Here is a 16,660-nt window from a genome sequence, read left to right as displayed (position 1 = left end):
ATGGCAAACGTCTGCGTGTTCTGCGCGTCCTCCCGCACCCTCGACGCCCGCTGGCTGGCGCTGGCCACCGAGACCGGCACCGAGCTCGCCCGGCGCGGACACACCCTGGTCAGCGGCGGCGGCTGCGTCGGGATGATGGGCGCGGTGGCGGACGGCGCGCGGGCCGCCGGGGGTCGCACCATCGGTGTCATCCCACAGCCCCTGGTCGACCTGGAGGTGGCCGACCTGGCCGCCGACGAGCTGCTGGTCACCGACGGGATGGCCAGCCGCAAGACGCTGATGATCGACAAGTCGGACGCCTTCGTCACGCTGCCCGGCGGACTGGGCACGCTCGACGAGCTGTTCGAGGTCTGGACCACCGCCACCCTCACCCTGCACGCCAAGCCGATGGTGCTGGTCGACGCCGACGGGTTCTACCGGCCGCTGCTCGACTGGCTCGGCACCCTGGCCGGCCACCACTTCCTCAAGCCGGCCGGCCTCGACCTGCTGATGGTCGCCGACAACGTGCCCGCCGCCCTCGACCTCATCGACGCCCGCCTGACCTGATCCCCCCCCCTCGCGGCAGGGGCGGGGTGAGCTGCGGCGCGCGGAGCGTCGTCGGTTTCCGGGTGTCGTACCGGCATGGTGGGATGTCCGTGATGCAGGCGTACCGGTTGGTGCGCCGGCCCGGCGGCGCGGGGGCGGGGGTCACCCACGAGGCCGGGGCGGGGCAGGGGGTGGGCCGGTCCGACGGGCCGGCCGTGACGGAGCCGCGATCCGGGGGGTCGACGGGCGATGCCGCGCACCCATCGACCGACGACCGCACGTCGCTTGGGTCCCGCGCGTCGGGCGAGGGCCGCGCGTCGGGCGGAGCCCAGCCGGGGCCCGAAGCGCATCCCGACCAGCGGGGGCGCGGCGGCGCGCAGGAGCAGCGAGCCGCGTCCACCTCGGACGGGGGCGCTCCCGCCGCACCACGTCGGGTCGACCCGGTGCAGGCCGTGGTGATCGCGCACACCGACGGGCCGATGCTGGTCGTGGGCGGCCCCGGCACCGGGAAGACCGCCACCCTCATCGAGGCGGTCGCCGCGCGGGTGGCCGAGGGCGTCGACCCGGAGCGGGTCCTGGTGCTCACCTTCGGTCGGCGCGGCGCCGCCGAGCTACGCCGCCGAATCGAGGCCCGGATCGCCGGGAACGGGCACCGCGTGGTCCGCGAGCCGCTGGTCCGCACGTTCCCGGCGTACGCCTTCGGGCTGCTCCGCCGCGCCGCCGCCGAGCGGGGTGAGCCCTCGCCGCGACTGCTCACCGGTCCGGAGCAGGATCTGATCATCCGCGAGCTGCTCGACGTGGTCGGCGAGGAGCCCGGCGACGACCCGGTCGGCTGGCCGGAGGACCTGCTTCCCGCGCTGCGTACCCGGGCGTTCGCCCAACAACTTCGCGACCTGCTGATGCGCGCCGCCGAGCGGGGGGTCGGCCCGGTCGAGCTGGCCCGGCTGGGCGAGAAGCTGGGCCGCGCCGACTGGCCGGCCGCCGCCCGCTTCCTCCGGGAGTACGTGGCCGTGCTCGCGCTGCGCGACGTCAGCAACCGGGGCTCGGTCGCGTACGACCCGGCGGAGCTGGTGCGGGCCGCCACCGGCATGCTGCTCGACGACCCGGAGCTGCTCGCCGCCGAGCGCCGCCGCCTGACCCACGTCTACGTCGACGAGCTGGCCGACACGGACCCGGCGCAGGTGGACCTGCTCGCCGTGGTGGCCGGCGGCGGCAAGTCGCTGGTCGCGTTCGCCGACCCCGACTCCTCCACCTACGCCTTCCGGGGCGCCGACCGGGCCGTGGTCGGCACGTTCGGTCACCGGTTCCGAACCGCCTCCGGCGCGCCGGCCGCCCAGGTCGTGCTCACCACCTCCTACCGGGCCGGGCCGGAGCTGCTGGCGGCGACCGCCCGGCTGGCCCGCCGGCTCCGCGGCCCGGCGGCGCACCGGCGGCTGCGCCCGCTCCCGGACGCGCCGGCCGGCGCGGTGGAGGTCCGCACCTTCCGCTCGGCCACCAGTGAGTCGGCCTGGCTGGCGCATGCGCTGCGGGAGGCGCACCTGCTCGACCGGGTGCCCTGGTCCCGGATGGCGGTGCTGGTCCGGTCCACCGGGCGGCAGCTCCCGTCGCTGCGGCGCGCCCTGCACACCGCCGGCGTGCCGACCGTGGTGCACGGCGAGGACCTGCCGCTGCACCTGCAGCCGGCGGTGGCTCCGCTGCTGCTCCTGCTCCGCTGCGCGCTCGACCCCGACCGGCTGGACGAGGAGGCGGCGGTCGCGCTGCTGCACTCGCCGCTGGGCGGCGCCGATCCGCTGGCCGAGCGGCGGCTGCGGCAGGGGCTGCGGGCGCTCGCGTTGGCCGGCGGCGACCGCCGCCCCTCCGGCGAGTTGCTGGTGGAGGCGCTGCGCGACCCGGCCGAGCTGGCCACCATCGAGCGGCGGTGGGCGGCGCCCGCGCAGGCCGTGGCGCAGCTGCTGGCGACCGCCCGGCAGGCCGCCGGCACGCCCGGCGCCACCGCGGAGGACGTGCTCTGGGCGGTGTGGCGGGAGAGCGGGCTGGCCGAGCGCTGGGCCGGGGCGATCACCCGGGGGCGGGAGGCCACCGGCGAGCACGAGACGGCCCAGCGCTGGCGGGCCGAGGCCGCCGACCGCGACCTGGACGCCGTGCTGGTGCTGTTCGACGCGGCGGCCCGGTTCACCGACCGGCTGCCGGGGGCGCGCACCGAGGTCTTCCTCGACCACGTGCTCGGCCAGGAGTTGCCCGCCGACACGCTCGCCGCCGCCGCCGACCGGGGCGAGGCGGTACGTGTGCTCACCGCGCACGCCGGCAAGGGGCTGGAGTGGGACCTGGTGGCCGTCGCCGGGGTGCAGGAAGGCGTCTGGCCGGACCTGCGGCTGCGCGGCAGTCTGCTCGGCTCCGAGCGGCTGGTCGACGTGCTCGCCGGTCGGGCGGACGGGGCCGGGTTGCGGGCCAGCCTGGTCGGGCAGACGTCGGCGTTGCTGGACGAGGAACGTCGGCTGTTCCACGTTGCGGTCAGCCGGGCCCGACGTCGGCTGCTGGTCACCGCGGTCGCCTCCGCGGCGGTCGGCGGGGACGACCACGAGGAGCAGCCGAGCCGTTTCCTGCACGAACTCGCCGCGACCGACCCGGTGCCGCACGGCGACGACGATCCGCAGGACGGGCCGCCGGGTGTGCTCCCGGTGACCCTGCCGCCGCGCGGGCTCACCCTGTCCGCGCTGGTGGCGGAGCTGCGTACCGCGGTCACCGACCCGGCGGCGCCGATCAGCCGGCGGCACGCGGCGGCGGGCGAGCTGGCCCGGCTGGCCGCCGCCGGGGTGCCCGGCGCGCACCCGGACGACTGGTGGGGGTTGCGCGGCCTCTCCGACGACCGGCCGCTCGTCGACGACGGCACGGCGGTCCGGGTCACGCCGTCGGCGATGGAGAGCGCGTTGCGGTGCAGCCTGCGCTGGCTGCTGGAACGGCACGGCGGCAGCGGGCCGGCCAGCGCGGCGCAGGGCGTGGGCAACCTGGTGCACGCCGCCGCGATGCTGGCCGAGGACGCCAGCGTCGACCGGGAGGCGCTGCTGGAGTACGTGGCCGCCCGGTTCGACGCGATCGAGTTGGCCGCCCGCTGGATGGTCGGCCCGGAACGGCAGCGGGCCGAGGCGATGGTCGACAAGCTGCTGCGGTGGCTGGCCGGCAACCCGCGCCGGCTGCTCGCCATCGAGCACGAGTTCGCGGTCCGCCTGGACGACCCGACCCGGCCGATCGAGCTGACCGGCCGGGTCGACCGGCTGGAGGTCGACGCCGAGGGTCGACTCGTGGTGATCGACCTGAAGACCGGCAAGTCGACAGCGGTCACCGAACGCGAGGTCGCCGAGCATCCGCAGCTCGGCGCCTACCAGGCGGCGGTCGAGGCGGGCGGGTTCGCGGAGTTCGGCGCGGAGTCCGGCGGCGCGGCGCTGGTGCAACTCGGCACCGGCGCCAAGGACGCCCGGGAGCAGGCCCAGGCCGCGGCCGGCGAGGGCCCGGAAGCCGGCTGGGCCACCGCGCTGGTCCGCCGGACCGCCGAGACGATGGCGGCCTCCACCTTCGCCGCCGTGGCCAACTCGAAGTGCCGGGTCTGCCCGGTACGCACCAGCTGCCCGGTCTCCGGCCAGGGCCGCCAGGTGGTCGAACCGCCACCGGAGAGCCAGCCATGAGCGCCCGACGTCGCACGGGGGCCGGAGCATGACGACGCAGCCGGCGCTGTTCGGCGACGCCGGTGCGCCCGCGCCCCGGGCCGCCGACGCGGGACCCCGCTACACGCCGGTCGAGCTGGCCCGGCTGCTGCGGCTGCCGGCGCCCACCCGGGAGCAGGCCGCGATCATCGCGTCGCCGGTGGAACCGCTGTTGGTGGTCGCGGGCGCCGGCTCGGGCAAGACCGAGACCATGGCCGCCCGGGTGGTCTGGCTGGTGGCCAACGCGTACGTGCGCCCCGAGCACATCCTCGGGCTCACCTTCACCCGCAAGGCGGCCGGCGAGCTGGCGCACCGGGTGCGGACCCGCCTCGACCAGCTCGTCCGCCGGCTGGGCCGGCCCCGCCGGGACCCGCGCGACGACCCGTTCGCGGGGGAGCCGACGGTGTCCACCTACCACTCGTACGCCGGGCGGATCGTCACCGAGCACGGGCTGCGCGCCGGCTACGAGCCGACCACCCGGTTGCTCACCGAGGCGTCCCGCTGGCAGTTGGTCGACCTGCTGGTCCGCAACTATGACGGGGACATGTCGGAGGTGGACCGGATGCCGTCCACCGTCACCGACGCGGTGCTGGCCCTCGCCGGCGAGCTGGACGAGCACCTGGTCGACCCGGACGAACTGGCCGGCTGGACCGGCCGCTTCTTCGCCGAGGTGCAGTCGCGCCCCGGCCGGGTCTACGCCGACGTGCGCAGGGCGCTCCAGCTCCAGCGGACCCGGTTGAAGCTGCTGCCGCTGGTCCGGGCGTACGGCCGGCGCAAGGACGACTTCGAGGCGATGGACTTCGCCGACCAACTCGCCCGCGCGGCGCGGGTGGCCCGGGACCATCCGGGCGTCGGGGTGATCGAGCGGGACCGCTACCGGGTGGTGCTGCTCGACGAGTACCAGGACACCAGCCACGCCCAGGTGGTGTTGCTCAACGCGCTGTTCGGCGGCGGTCACCCGGTCACCGCGGTCGGCGACCCCTGCCAGTCGATCTACGGCTGGCGGGGGGCGAGCGCCGGCACGCTCGACCGCTTCCCGAGCGAGTTCGCCCGCACCGACGGCACCCCCGCCGAGGTGCTCGGTCTGACCACAAGCTGGCGCAACCGGCCGGAGATCCTCAGCGTCGCGAACGCGCTGTCGGTGCCGCTGCGGGCGGCCGGCGCCCGGGTGCCCGAGCTGCACGCCGCGCTCAGCGTCCGCGACCCGATCCCGCACCGCACGCCCGGCGGGCGGGCCGCCGGCACCGTGCACTGCGCGCTGCTGGCGACGTACGTCGACGAGGCCGACTGGATCGCGGACAGCGTGTTGGCGGCCTGGCGGGGCGCGGCCGGGCTGCCGGGCGCGTTGCCCGAGCACATCCCGGCCGACCGCCGCCCCACCACCGCGGTGCTGGTGCGGCTGCGCAGCCAGATCCCGGCGATCGAGGCGGCGCTGCGGGCCCGGGGGCTGCCGGTGGACGTGGTCGGGCTCGGCGGCCTGCTGGACACCCCGGAGGTCCGGGACGTGGTCTGCACCCTGCGGGTGCTGGCCGACCCGACCGACGGGGCGGCGCTGTTGCGGCTGCTGACCGGCGCGCGTTGGCGGATCGGCCCGCGTGACCTGGTCGCCCTGCACCGGCGGGCCCGGGCCATCGCCCGCAGCCGACGGGAGTTGGCCGGGGACGACGGCCCGGAGATCGTGGTGGACACGCTGGACGAGGCGTCCCTGGTGGAGGCGCTTGCCGATCTCGGGCCGGCGCAGTCCTACTCGGCGGAGGGGTTCGCCCGGCTGCGGTCGTACGGGATGGAGCTGGCGCTGCTGCGCTACCGGCTGGACCAGTCGCTGCCGGAGCTGATCGCGGACATCGAGCGGAGCATCGGGCTGGATGTGGAGGTGGCGGTCCGGGCCGGGCGGGACGGTGCCGGGGACGCCGGGCTGGCCCGCGCCCACCTGGACGCGCTCGGCGACGTCGCGGCCCGGTTCGGTGGCGAGACGCCCGGCGCGACGCTTGCCGGCTTCCTCGCCTACCTGGCCGCCGCCGAGGACGAGGAGCGCGGGCTGGCCCCGGGCGAGGTCGAGGTGGTGGCCGGCGCGGTGCAGGTGCTCACCGCGCACGCGGCGAAGGGCCTGGAGTGGGACGTGGTGGCGGTGGCCGGGCTGACCCGGGGCGTGTGGCCGGGGCCGGTGCGCAACTCCGACCACTGGCTGGGCGGGCTCGGCGTGTTGCCGTTCCCGCTGCGCGGCGACGCGGACGGGCTGCCCGAGCTGGCCGTGGCGGAGGCGGCGGACCAGCGTGGGGTGGCCCGCGCGCTGGCCGAGTTCACCGACGCCTGGCGGGCGCACGACGAGCGGGAGGAGCGCCGACTGGCGTACGTGGCGGTGACCCGGCCCCGCCGGCTGCTGCTCTGCTCCGGCTACTGGTGGGGGGAGGGGACGAAGCGGTTCCGCGGGCCGTCGGTGTTCCTGCGCGAGGTGCACGACGCCGGCCTGTCCGCCGGGGCCGGGCACGTGGTCGACGCCTGGGCGCCGGAGCCGGCGGGGGACGCGGTGAACCCGACCACCGAGACGGTGTTGCGCGCGGAGTGGCCGGCCGACCCGCTCGGCGGTCGCCGGTCGGCGTTGACCGAGGCGGCGGCGCTGGTGCGCCGGCACCTGGCCGACCCGGACGCGGCCCGCCGCGAGGCGGCCCTGCTGGACACCGTCGCCGGGGCGGCCGTCCCGGTGGCTGGCGCCGGTCCGACCGGGACCGGTGCGGTCGGGACCGGGGCCGGCGGGTCGGTGACCGGGATCGAGGCTCCGGTGGACCCGGAGGTGGCCCGGTGGCGGCGGGAGGCCGACCTGCTGCTCGCCGAGCGGGCGGAGCTGGCCCGGCGGGCCGAGGCGGTCGAGGTGGAACTGCCCGCGCAGCTTTCGGTGACCCAACTGGTGGCGTTGCGCCGCGACCCCGGGGCGCTGGCCCGTGCGCTGCGCCGCCCGATGCCGAACCGGCCCAGCCCGTACGCGCGGCGGGGCACCGCCTTCCACGCCTGGCTGGAGCAGCGCTTCGGCGCCGACCGGCTGCTGGACGTGGACGAGTTGCCCGGCGCGGCCGACGACGGCGCGGCGCCGGACGACGCGCTTACCGAGCTTCAGGAGCGTTTCCTGGCCAGCGAGTGGGCCGACCGGGTGCCGGTGGAGGTGGAGGTGCCGTTCGCCACGGTGCTCGCCGGTGTGGTGGTCCGGGGCCGGATGGACGCGGTCTTCACCCGCCCGGGTGGACGCTTCGACGTGGTCGACTGGAAGACCGGCCGGCAGCCCACCGGTCGGGAGGCCGAGGCGGCGGCGGTGCAACTGGCGGTCTACCGGTTGGCCTGGGCGGAGCTGGCGGGCGTGCCGGTGGACCGGGTCGGCGCGGCGTTCCACTACGTCCGGGACGGGGTGACGGTCCGCCCGGCCGACCTGCTCGACGCCGAGGGTCTCGCCGGGCTGGTGACCGCCGTGCCGGAATTTTCGACGTGACCTCCCAACAGGGTGAGATCCGTGGTACGTTGATCGCGTTGCAGTTTTGGTTTCCAGAGACTCTGTGTGCGCCTGGCGGATTGTGGCCCCAGGCGCTCTTTGTTGTGTCCGGAGTTCTCCGGGCGGGGCGACCAGCAGCGACAGGCACCTCGCGCAGCAAGCGCGTGGGGTGCTCCTCTCCGGCCCGCAACACGTGCGGGCCGACCGTTCCGTCAAGGAGACGAAACACATGGCAATTGGCACCGTCAAGTGGTTCAACGCTGACAAGGGCTTCGGCTTCATCACCCCGGACGACGGCGGCGCCGACGTCTTCGCCCACTTCTCGGCGATCCAGACCTCCGGCTACCGGAGCCTGGACGAGAACCAGCGGGTCGAGTTCGAGGTGACCCAGGGCCAGAAGGGCCCGCAGGCGGAGAACATCCGTCCGCTCTGATCTTCAGGATCAACCGGCACCACCATCACGCCCCGCCGGGCGTGGTGCACGGGCCGGCCCGCCGCGCCGCCCTCCCGCACGGGACGTGGCGCGCCGAGGCGGGCCGGCCCGTACCTTTCGGTTCGTGCTTGTGATCACCGGCCACGCCGGTGACGCGCCGCTGGTCGGCGCCCTTCCTCGACACGTGCCGCCTCGAGGAAGGCTTTCCGCATGACCACGACCCTGCCCACCTTCGCCGCTACCGGCCTGGCCCCGGCGCTCGTCGCCGAACTGGCCGCGCAGGGCATCACCGCGCCGTTCCCGATCCAGTCGGCCACCCTGCCCGACTCGCTGGCCGGCCGGGACGTGCTCGGTCGCGGCCGGACCGGCTCCGGCAAGACGCTCGCGTTCGGGCTGCCGCTGCTGCACCGCACGGCCGGCCGCCGGGCCCGCCCGGGCCGCCCGCTCGCCCTGGTGCTGGTGCCCACCCGTGAACTGGCCCAGCAGGTGACCGCCGCGCTCAACCCGTACGCCGCCGCGCTCGGGCTGCGCTGCGCCACAGTGGTCGGCGGGCTGTCGCTGGCCCGGCAGGCGGACGCGCTGCGGGCCGGCGCCGAGGTGCTGGTGGCCACGCCGGGCCGGTTGCACGACCTGATCGACAGGGGTTCCGCCCGGCTGGACCAGGTGACCATCACCGTGCTGGACGAGGCGGACCAGATGGCCGACATGGGCTTCCTGCCGCAGGTGACGAAGCTGCTGGAGCAGGTCGCCCCGGGCGGGCAGCGGATGCTCTTCTCGGCCACCCTGGACCGGGGCGTGGACCGGCTGGTCCGGCGGTTCCTGGCCGACCCGGTCACGCACTCGGTCGACCCGGGCACCGCGACGGTGACCGCGATGACCCACCATGTGCTGCATCTGGAGCCGGAGGACAAGCCGGGCGCGCTGGCCAACATCGCCGCCCGGGAGGGCCGCACCATCGTCTTCATCGCCACCAAGCACCGCGCCGACCGGGTGGCCCGCCAGTTGCTTGCCAAGGGCGTCCGTGCCGCCGCGCTGCACGGCGGCAAGTCGCAGCCGCAGCGCACCCGGATCCTGGAGCAGTTCCGCACCGGCCAGGTCACCGCGCTGGTGGCGACCGACGTGGCGGCCCGTGGCATCCACGTCGACGGGTTGGACCTGGTGGTCAACGCCGACCCGCCCACGGAGGCGAAGGACTACCTGCACCGTGGCGGCCGGACCGCGCGGGCGGGCGAGTCGGGCACCGTGGTCACCCTGGTCCTGCCGGAGCAGCGTCGCGACGTGGCCCGGCTGATGAGCACCGCGGGGATCACCCCGAAGACCACCCGGGTACGCCCCGGGGACGCGGAGCTGGGTCGGCTGACCGGGGCGCGTGAGCCGTCCGGCACGCCGGTGACCATCACGCCGCCGGCCGCCGCGCGCCCGGCCCCGGGAACGCGTCCGCGCCGGCGCCCGCGCCGCCGCTGACCGGTCGGTCCGGGCCGCTCGCTGAGTCTGAGATCAGCGGATGTTCAGTCGGGTGGCCGACTGTCGGCTGTCGTCGGGGCGACGATGCTGGGTCCGGGCGGTCCGCGGGGATCGGCCGGATGCGGAGGGTCGACCATGGCGGGTGGCGCCGGCCCGGGCGGGGCCCGGGAGGTCCTGCTGGTGCTCGCGGTGGCGGGCGCCGGTCTGGCGCTCGCCGTGGTGGCCGCCTTCGGCCCCTGGCATCCGGCGGTGGACGGTCCGCAGGACCGTGGCGCGGCCCGCACCTTCAACCCCGGCTGACCGGCCGGATCCACGGGGCCGGGTACGACAACCTCGTCGTGGCCGCCGGGTGCGTCGCCGGTGGAGCCGGCGTCGGCAACGGCGAGCATGGCCCGGGGCGCGTAGTCGGCCCGCGCGGAGACGTACCCGACGTCAGCTGCCGGCCTGGTCCAACACGCCCCAACGGCGGCGGATCGCCTTGTCGGCCGCGCCGAACGCGGAGTCCACCAACAGGCCGACCACCAGGATGACGATCATGATGGCCATCAGCCGGGGCGCCTCGCTCAGCTCCCGGGCGTAGGTGAGCTGCGCGCCGATCGACGTGCGGGTGGCGATGACCACCAGCAGCTCGCCGGCCATCAGGCTGCGCCAGGCGAACGCCCAGCCCTGTTTGAGCCCGGCCACGATGGCGGGCAGGGCGGCCGGCGCGATCACGTACCGGTAGAGGTCGAGCCCGCGGGCGCCGAGGTTGCGACCGGCCCGGACCAGCAGCGGCGGCACGTAGTCCACGCCGTGGATGACACCGTTGGCGACCGACGGCGCGGCGCCGAGCACCACCACGAAGAAGATCGCCTGCTCGCTGAGCTGGAACAGCAGGATGGCCAGCGGGAACCAGGCGATCGACGGCATGGTCTGCAACGCGGTGATCATCGAGCCGAGCGCGGCCCGCAGCACCCTGACCCGGGCCACCCCGAGGCCGAGCAGCAGGCCGACCGCGACCGCGGCGGAGAACCCGACCATCGCGCGGCGGGCGGTGGTGGCCAGCCCTTCCCAGAGCGCGGAGCTGACCAGATAGTGACCGAGGTCGGCGAAGATTACGCCGGGGCCGGGCAGCGCCCAGGGCTCCTTCCAGCCGCTGAGGACGACGGCCTGCCAGATGGCGATCGCCAGCGCCAGGGCGGCGAACTTGGGCCAGGTGGCCGACCAGAGCCGGCGTACCCGGGAGGGGCCCTTCTCCCGGCCGGCGATCTCCAGCGCGTCGAGCCCGGAGATCTCCGCGTCGCTCCGCGTCGGGTTCGCGAGGGTGTCACTGGCCATGCCGGCCCACCTCCTTGCGCAGCCGGTCGGTGACCTCGGCGGCGATGGCCGACACCTCCGGCGAGTCGATCCGCCGGGGCCGCGGCACGCCGACCCGGGTGGCGTAGATGATCCGGCCGGGCCGGCTGGAGAGCAGCACGATCCGGTCCGCGAGCCGGGCCGCCTCACGCACGTTGTGCGTGACGAACAGGACGGTGAGCTTGCGCTCGCCCCAGATCCGCTCCAGCTCGTCGTGCAGGATGTCCCGGGTCATCGCGTCCAGCGCGCCGAACGGCTCGTCCATCAGCAGCACCGGAGTGTCCAGCGCGAGCGTGCGGGCCAGCGCGACCCGCTGCCGCATGCCGCCGGAGAGCTGGTGCGGGCGCTTGCCACCGAACTCGGACAGGTGGACGGTGCGCAGCAGCTCGGCTACCCGCGCCCGGCGCTGGTCACGGGGGAGCCCGCGCAGCTTCAGCGGCACCTCGACGTTGCCCTCGACCGTCGACCAGGGGAACAGCGCCGGCTCCTGGAACATCAGCCCCGGGTCGACGCCATCACCCAGCTCGATCGTGCCGCCGCTGACCCGATCCAGGCCGGCGACGAGGTTGAGCAGCGTGCTCTTGCCGCAGCCGGACGCGCCGACCAGGCAGACGAACTCACCCGGCGCGACGTCCAGCGACAGCCCGTCCAGTGCCAGGACGGCGTGCTCGCCCTGGCCGTACACCTTTGTCACGCCGCGCAACGCGACCGAGCCGGCCGCGTTGCGCGGGGTCGTCGTGGTCGACGTCACGGCTGGGTTACCTCGGGCTTGCCCTCGGCCTTGAGCACCTCGTTGAGGTACGTCAGGTCGTAGAGGCCCGCCAGGTCGACCGGCCGGGTGAGCTCGACCGCGACGGCGTGGTCCAGGCCGGTCTTCAGCGAGGACGCGATCGGGTCGTTGGTGAACTGCAACGTCGGCCAGGCCTGCTTGATCAGCGTGACGTCGAGCGGCTTGCCGGTGATCTTGCCGATGTGGTCGGAGATGGCCTGCTGCGCCTCGTCCGGCTTGGTGTTGACGAACTCGTTCGCCGCCACCTGCCCCTCGACCAGCTTCTTCACCACGTCCGGGTGTGCCTTGAGGAACGTGGTGCTGACCAGCAGATTGGTGATGACGAACTTCCGGTCCGGCCAGAGGTCCCGCTCGTCGACGAGCACCTTGCCGCCGGCGTTGACCAGCCGGGAGACGAACGGCTCCGGCACCCAGGCGCCGTCGATGGCGCCGCTGCCGAAGGTCTCGATCGTCTGGGCGTTCTCCTGCGGCACGACCCTGACGTCGCCACCACCCTCCTTGGTGGTCGCCAGTCCCTTCTCCTTGAGCCAGTAGCGCAGCGCCACATCCTGGGTGTTGCCCAGCTGCGGGGTGGCGATCTTCTTGCCGCGCAACTGCTCCACCGAGGTGATGCCCGGTTTGACCACGAGCGCGACGCCGCCGGACGCGGCGCCGGAGACCACCCGGACCGCCTCGCCCTTCGACTTCGAGAAGGCGTTCACGGTCGGGTTCGGACCGATGTACGTGGCGTCCAGCGCGCCGGAGAAGACCGCCTCGACGGCCGCCGGGCCGGCGTTGAAGGTCTTCGTCTCCAGCGTGACGTCACTGCCCAGCTTCTCCTTGAAGATCCCCTTCTCGACGCCGACCACGGCCGGCGCGTGGGTGATGTTGGGGAAGTAGCCCAGGCGCAGCGTCACCGGGCCGGAGCCGCCCGCGTCGCTGTCGTCGCCGCAGGCGGCGGTGGTGCCGAGCGTGGCCGTGCCGACCGCGGCCAGGGTGGCCAGCGTGACCAGGCGGCGCAGGGGAAGCCGTCTCATCGGATTGTCCAATCCACAGTATTCCTACTTACTTGATAGGAAGACTGGGCCAAGTGTCGGGTCGGCGTCAAGACCCGTCCCGCATCTGTCCGCCGTTCGGCCACGGCACACCGCCGGTGCGGCCGGAACGGAGGCGCTAGTGTCGATCGCGTGCCGACCCGGAGAGCCAGGATTCCCGCGACCAAGTACCCCGTCGAGCGGTTCGCCCTCGACAACGGCCTGCGAGTGGTGCTCACGCCCGACCGCAGCGCCCCGGTGATCGGGGTGGCGGTGGTCTACGACGTCGGCATCCGATCCGAGCCGCAGGGGCGCAGTGGTTTCGCCCACCTCTTCGAGCACCTGATGTTCCAGGGCTCGGAGAACCTGGAGAAGCTGGCCCACTTCCGGCACGTGCAGGGTGCCGGCGGCACCTTCAACGGCTCCACCCACCTCGACTACACCGACTACTTCGAGACGCTGCCGAGCAACGCCCTGGAACGGGCGCTGTTCCTGGAGGCCGACCGGATGCGCGGGCCCCGGCTGACCGAGGAGAACCTGCGCAACCAGGTCGACGTGGTCAAGGAGGAGATCCGGGTCAACGTGCTCAACCGGCCGTACGGCGGATTCCCCTGGCTGACGCTGCCGCCGGTGATGTTCGACACCTTCCCCAACGCGCACGACGGCTACGGCTCCTTCGACGACCTGGAATCGGCGACGGTCGCCGACGCCGCCGACTTCTTCCGCCGCTACTACGCCAGCGGCAACGCGGTGCTCGCGGTCAGCGGCGACATCGACGTGGCCGGGGCGACCGCGCTTATCGAACGGCACTTCGGCGACGTGCCGGCCCGCCCCGCCCCGCAGCGGCCCGACTTCACCGAGCCGGACCTGACCGGCGAGCGGCGCAGCACCTACACCGACGCGCTGGCCCCGCTCCCGGCCGTCGCCGGCGCCTGGCGGGTGCCCGACCCGGTGACCGACTTCGCCGGTTACCTGCCCTACGTTGTCCTGGCCGAGGTGCTCACCGACGGCGACGCGTCCCGGCTGGTCGAGCGGCTGGTGCAGCGCGACCGTACGGTCACCAGCGTCGGCGGTTACCTCGGATTCATGGGCGACCCGTTCGACGTGCGCGATCCCACCGCGCTGCTGCTGCAGGCGCACCTGCCGCCCGGCGGCGACGTGGAGAAGGTGCTGCGCACCGTCGACGAGGAACTGGACCGGTTGGCCACCGACGGGCTGGTCGAGGGCGAGCTGGCGCGCACCCAGGCCCGGATGGCCACCCACCTGCTGCGCGACACCGACGCGGTGCTCGGCCGGGCGCTGCGGATGGCGGTGCTGGAACAGCAACGCGCCGAACCGGGGCTGCTCAACGAACTGCCCCGGCTGGTCGGCGCGGTCACCGAGGAGCAGGTCCGGGCCGCCGCCGCCACGCTGCGGCCCGAGCGCCGCGCGTCCGTCGAGGTCGTCGCCGGCGGAGGTGCCCGATGAGCGCTGCCACCACCGTCCGGCCGCTGCCGGCCCTCGGCCCCAACCGGCGGCTCACCGTGCCGAAGCAGGCCGAGCGCACGCTCGGCAACGGCCTCACCGTGATCGTGGTACGCCGCCCCGCCGTACCCCTGTTCGAACTGCGGCTCTGGATGCCGTTCGGGCGGGCCCACCTGGCCCGCGGCGCGATGCTGGCGCAGACCATGCTGGCCGGCACCGAGGCGCACACCGCCAACGAGATCGCCGCCGAGTTGCAGAAGGTCGGCGGCGGGCTCTCCGCCGGCCTCGACCCGGACCGGCTGATGCTCTCCGGCGCGGGCCTGGTGACCGGCCTGGACCGGATGTTGGCACTGCTCGCCGAGGTGCTCACCGGCGCCAGCTATCCGGCCGACTGGGTGGCGACCGAGCGGGACCGGCTGGTCGACCGGATCCAGGTCGCCCAGAGCCAGCCCGCCCACCTGGCCCGGACCGCGCTGCTCAAGCGGGTCTACGGCCGGCACCCGTACGCGGTGCAGACGCCCGAGCCCGACCAGGTCCGGGCGGTCCGGCCGGCCGCGCTGCGCCGCCTGCACGCCCAGCGGGTGCACCCGGCCGGCGCGGTGCTGGTGCTCGTCGGCGACGTGCGGCCGGAGCAGGCGCTGGACGCGGCCGAGGCGGCGCTCGCCGGCTGGCGGGGGGACGGTCACGTCGCCGAGCTGCCGCCCGCCCCGCCGCTGGAGCCGGGGCCGCTGCTGCTGATCGACCGGCCCGGCTCGGTGCAGTCCTCGCTGCGCCTGGCGCTACCCGCGGTGCCCCGTACCCACTCCGACCACGCGGCGCTGCAACTGGCGAACCTGATCTTCGGCGGCTATTTCTCCTCCCGCTGGGTGGAGAACATCCGCGAGGACAAGGGCTACACCTACGGGCCGCACTCGCTGGTCGAGCACTCGGTGGCCGGTTCGGTGCTGGTCGCCGGCGCCGAGGTGGCGACCGAGGTGACCGCGCCGGCACTGCTGGAGACCACCTACGAGCTGGGCCGGCTGGCCACCGTGCCGCCGAAGCCGGAGGAGCTGGAGCAGGCCCGCCGGTATGCGCTCGGCACGCTCCAGCTCGGCATGTCCACCCAGGCCGGCCTCGCGTCGCTGACCAGCGCGTACGCCGGCAACGGGCTGCGGCTGGACTTCCTGACCGAGCACGCCGCGCGGCTGGCCGCCGCGACCGTGGACGACGTCGCCGAGGTGGCCGCCCGCTACCTCGCCCCGGCGCAGGCGGTCACCGTGGTGCTCGGTGACGCGGCCCGGGTCGCCGACTCGCTCGCCGCGCTGGCGCCGGTCCGCACGGAGGCGGTTGGGTGAGCGCGAGGAGTGAGCCGGGTTTGCGAGCCCCGCAGTCGCGAGCGGGAGGCGGTGCCTCGTGAGTGGCGAGGTCGCGCCACCGCTGGCCCGCTCCACGCTGGACCGGGCCGCGCATCGGCGTACCGACCCGGCCTGGCTGGCCGAGGCGTGGGAGCAGGCACGGGTGCTGGTGCTGGACTCGGCCGACGAGGGCCGGGCCCTGGTCCGCGGCGACGGGGTGCCCCCCGAGCTGGTGTTGCTCGGCGCCGGTGAGCTGCCCGAGGTGCCCCGCTCGGTGCCGATGTTCCTCGGCGTGGAGCCGGACGGGGTGCCGGTGTTCGCCGTGGACGGGCCGCTGCCTACGGTGCCGGATGCCCGCCGGGCCCACCTGCGGGAGGTCGGTCACCTGATGACGGACCGGGACGCCGGCCTGTTCACGACCGCGTTGGCGCTGCTCAACTGGCACCTCCGGCACGGCTACTCGGCGGCCACCGGGCAGCCGACCCGGGTCGACGAGGCCGGCTGGTCCCGGAGCGATCCGGGCGGCCACCGGACCTGGCCGCGTACCGACCCGGCGATGATCGTGCTGGTGCACGACGGCGTGGACGGGCCGGCGGGTCGCTGCCTGCTGGGCAACAACGCCGCCTGGCCGAGCAGCCCGGGCGTGCGCCGCTACTCCTGCCTGGCCGGCTACGTCGAGCCCGGCGAGTCGGCCGAGGCCGCCGTGCTGCGCGAGGTCCGCGAGGAGGTCGGCGTGGCGGTCGACGACATCGCGTACGTGTCCAGCCAGGCCTGGCCCTTCCCGGGCTCGCTGATGCTCGGCTTCCTCGCGCGGGCCGACGCCGACGAGGAGATCCGGGTCGACCCGACCGAGATCGCGCACGCGCGGTGGTTCAGCCGGCGGGAGGTCGGCGCGGCGCTGGCCGGCGAGCCGGTGTCGGTGGACGGCGGGGACCGCCTGCTCCTGCCCCCGCCCTCGTCGATCGCGCTCTTCCTGGTGCACCGCTGGCTCGACGGTCACTGCTGACCCCGCCCGGTGTGGCCCGCCGACGTCACCCGTCGGTCCGTCGCCATGTCGCCAAAGTGGCGGGGGCCGGGCGGAGGTGATGTCGCCACTTCGCCGAACTGGCTCGGCCGACCGCTTCGC

Annotated in this window: 12 protein-coding genes; 9 read left to right on the top strand and 3 right to left on the bottom strand. The window is 75.0% G+C overall.

Annotation, left to right across the window (positions count from 1 at the left end; all coding sequences use genetic code 11):
- From AB0H28_RS00700 to AB0H28_RS00675, 6 genes are all read left to right on the top strand, one after another.
- Positions 1 to 546 carry a TIGR00730 family Rossman fold protein gene (locus AB0H28_RS00700; RefSeq protein ID WP_358032240.1) on the top strand — a complete coding sequence of 182 codons (546 nt, stop codon included), beginning with the start codon at positions 1 to 3 and terminating at the stop codon, positions 544 to 546.
- Between the two features lie 92 nt (positions 547 to 638).
- The gene (locus AB0H28_RS00695; protein WP_358033799.1) at positions 639 to 4,205 is read left to right on the top strand and encodes an ATP-dependent DNA helicase; all 3,567 of its coding nucleotides are present in this window, start codon (positions 639 to 641) and stop codon (positions 4,203 to 4,205) included.
- 28 nt (positions 4,206 to 4,233) lie between these two features.
- Positions 4,234 to 7,701 carry an ATP-dependent DNA helicase gene (locus tag AB0H28_RS00690; RefSeq protein WP_358032237.1) on the top strand — a complete coding sequence of 1,156 codons (3,468 nt, stop codon included), beginning with the start codon at positions 4,234 to 4,236 and terminating at the stop codon, positions 7,699 to 7,701.
- Between the two features lie 229 nt (positions 7,702 to 7,930).
- Positions 7,931 to 8,134: a cold-shock protein gene (locus AB0H28_RS00685; protein WP_013288421.1), complete on the top strand. Its 204-nt coding sequence runs from the start codon at positions 7,931 to 7,933 to the stop codon at positions 8,132 to 8,134.
- Between the two features lie 210 nt (positions 8,135 to 8,344).
- On the top strand, positions 8,345 to 9,598 hold the full coding sequence (locus AB0H28_RS00680) for a DEAD/DEAH box helicase (protein WP_358032235.1): 1,254 nt from the start codon (positions 8,345 to 8,347) through the stop codon (positions 9,596 to 9,598).
- Between the two features lie 135 nt (positions 9,599 to 9,733).
- Positions 9,734 to 9,898 (top strand): hypothetical protein, encoded by a 165-nt coding sequence (locus tag AB0H28_RS00675; protein WP_358032233.1) that lies wholly within the window; start codon positions 9,734 to 9,736, stop codon positions 9,896 to 9,898.
- A 132-nt stretch (positions 9,899 to 10,030) separates the two neighbouring features.
- Here AB0H28_RS00675 and AB0H28_RS00670 read toward each other — a convergent pair whose 3' ends face one another.
- Genes AB0H28_RS00670 through AB0H28_RS00660 form a run of 3 tightly spaced genes read right to left on the bottom strand, consistent with a single transcriptional unit; the run spans position 10,031 to position 12,739 of the window.
- The gene (locus AB0H28_RS00670; RefSeq protein WP_358032231.1) at positions 10,031 to 10,915 is read right to left on the bottom strand and encodes an ABC transporter permease; all 885 of its coding nucleotides are present in this window, start codon (positions 10,913 to 10,915) and stop codon (positions 10,031 to 10,033) included.
- On the bottom strand, positions 10,905 to 11,684 hold the full coding sequence (locus AB0H28_RS00665; RefSeq protein ID WP_358032228.1) for an ABC transporter ATP-binding protein: 780 nt from the start codon (positions 11,682 to 11,684) through the stop codon (positions 10,905 to 10,907). Before AB0H28_RS00665 ends, AB0H28_RS00670 begins: the two co-directional genes overlap by 11 nt.
- Positions 11,681 to 12,739, bottom strand: coding sequence for an ABC transporter substrate-binding protein (locus AB0H28_RS00660; protein ID WP_358032225.1), 1,059 nt, complete (start codon positions 12,737 to 12,739; stop codon positions 11,681 to 11,683). The genes AB0H28_RS00665 and AB0H28_RS00660 overlap by 4 nt, the downstream gene beginning before the upstream one ends.
- A 150-nt stretch (positions 12,740 to 12,889) precedes the next feature.
- Here AB0H28_RS00660 and AB0H28_RS00655 point away from each other — a divergent pair, with 150 nt between their 5' ends.
- The 3 genes from AB0H28_RS00655 to nudC are packed head-to-tail and all read left to right on the top strand — an operon-like array spanning position 12,890 to position 16,540.
- Positions 12,890 to 14,203, top strand: coding sequence for a pitrilysin family protein (locus AB0H28_RS00655; protein WP_358032223.1), 1,314 nt, complete (start codon positions 12,890 to 12,892; stop codon positions 14,201 to 14,203).
- Complete coding sequence (locus tag AB0H28_RS00650; RefSeq protein ID WP_358032220.1) at positions 14,200 to 15,534, top strand: pitrilysin family protein; 1,335 nt, start codon at positions 14,200 to 14,202, stop codon at positions 15,532 to 15,534. Before AB0H28_RS00655 ends, AB0H28_RS00650 begins: the two co-directional genes overlap by 4 nt.
- Positions 15,535 to 15,592: 58 nt before the next feature.
- Complete coding sequence (nudC, locus tag AB0H28_RS00645) at positions 15,593 to 16,540, top strand: NAD(+) diphosphatase (RefSeq protein WP_358032217.1); 948 nt, start codon at positions 15,593 to 15,595, stop codon at positions 16,538 to 16,540.
- Positions 16,541 to 16,660 lie beyond the last annotated feature (120 nt).

Origin of the sequence: Micromonospora sp. NPDC050980 (assembly GCF_040653835.1) — a bacterium.
In the GTDB taxonomy this organism is placed as follows: Bacteria; Actinomycetota; Actinomycetes; order Mycobacteriales; family Micromonosporaceae; genus Micromonospora.
The sequence above is the reverse complement of the archived record's forward strand: the minus strand, read 5'-3'. Positions and strand labels throughout refer to the sequence as shown.

What these genes read in the sequence shown, in the direction of transcription:
- AB0H28_RS00670 (WP_358032231.1), bottom strand. Translation starts at nt 10,915, where the DNA reads ATGGCCAGTGACACCCTCGCGAACCCGACGCGGAGCGACGCGGAGATC.
- AB0H28_RS00660 (WP_358032225.1), bottom strand. Translation starts at nt 12,739, where the DNA reads ATGAGACGGCTTCCCCTGCGCCGCCTGGTCACGCTGGCCACCCTGGCC.
- AB0H28_RS00675 (WP_358032233.1), top strand. Translation starts at nt 9,734, where the DNA reads ATGGCGGGTGGCGCCGGCCCGGGCGGGGCCCGGGAGGTCCTGCTGGTG.
- AB0H28_RS00680 (WP_358032235.1), top strand. Translation starts at nt 8,345, where the DNA reads ATGACCACGACCCTGCCCACCTTCGCCGCTACCGGCCTGGCCCCGGCG.
- AB0H28_RS00685 (WP_013288421.1), top strand. Translation starts at nt 7,931, where the DNA reads ATGGCAATTGGCACCGTCAAGTGGTTCAACGCTGACAAGGGCTTCGGC.
- AB0H28_RS00700 (WP_358032240.1), top strand. Translation starts at nt 1, where the DNA reads ATGGCAAACGTCTGCGTGTTCTGCGCGTCCTCCCGCACCCTCGACGCC.
- AB0H28_RS00695 (WP_358033799.1), top strand. Translation starts at nt 639, where the DNA reads ATGCAGGCGTACCGGTTGGTGCGCCGGCCCGGCGGCGCGGGGGCGGGG.
- AB0H28_RS00690 (WP_358032237.1), top strand. Translation starts at nt 4,234, where the DNA reads ATGACGACGCAGCCGGCGCTGTTCGGCGACGCCGGTGCGCCCGCGCCC.
- AB0H28_RS00650 (WP_358032220.1), top strand. Translation starts at nt 14,200, where the DNA reads ATGAGCGCTGCCACCACCGTCCGGCCGCTGCCGGCCCTCGGCCCCAAC.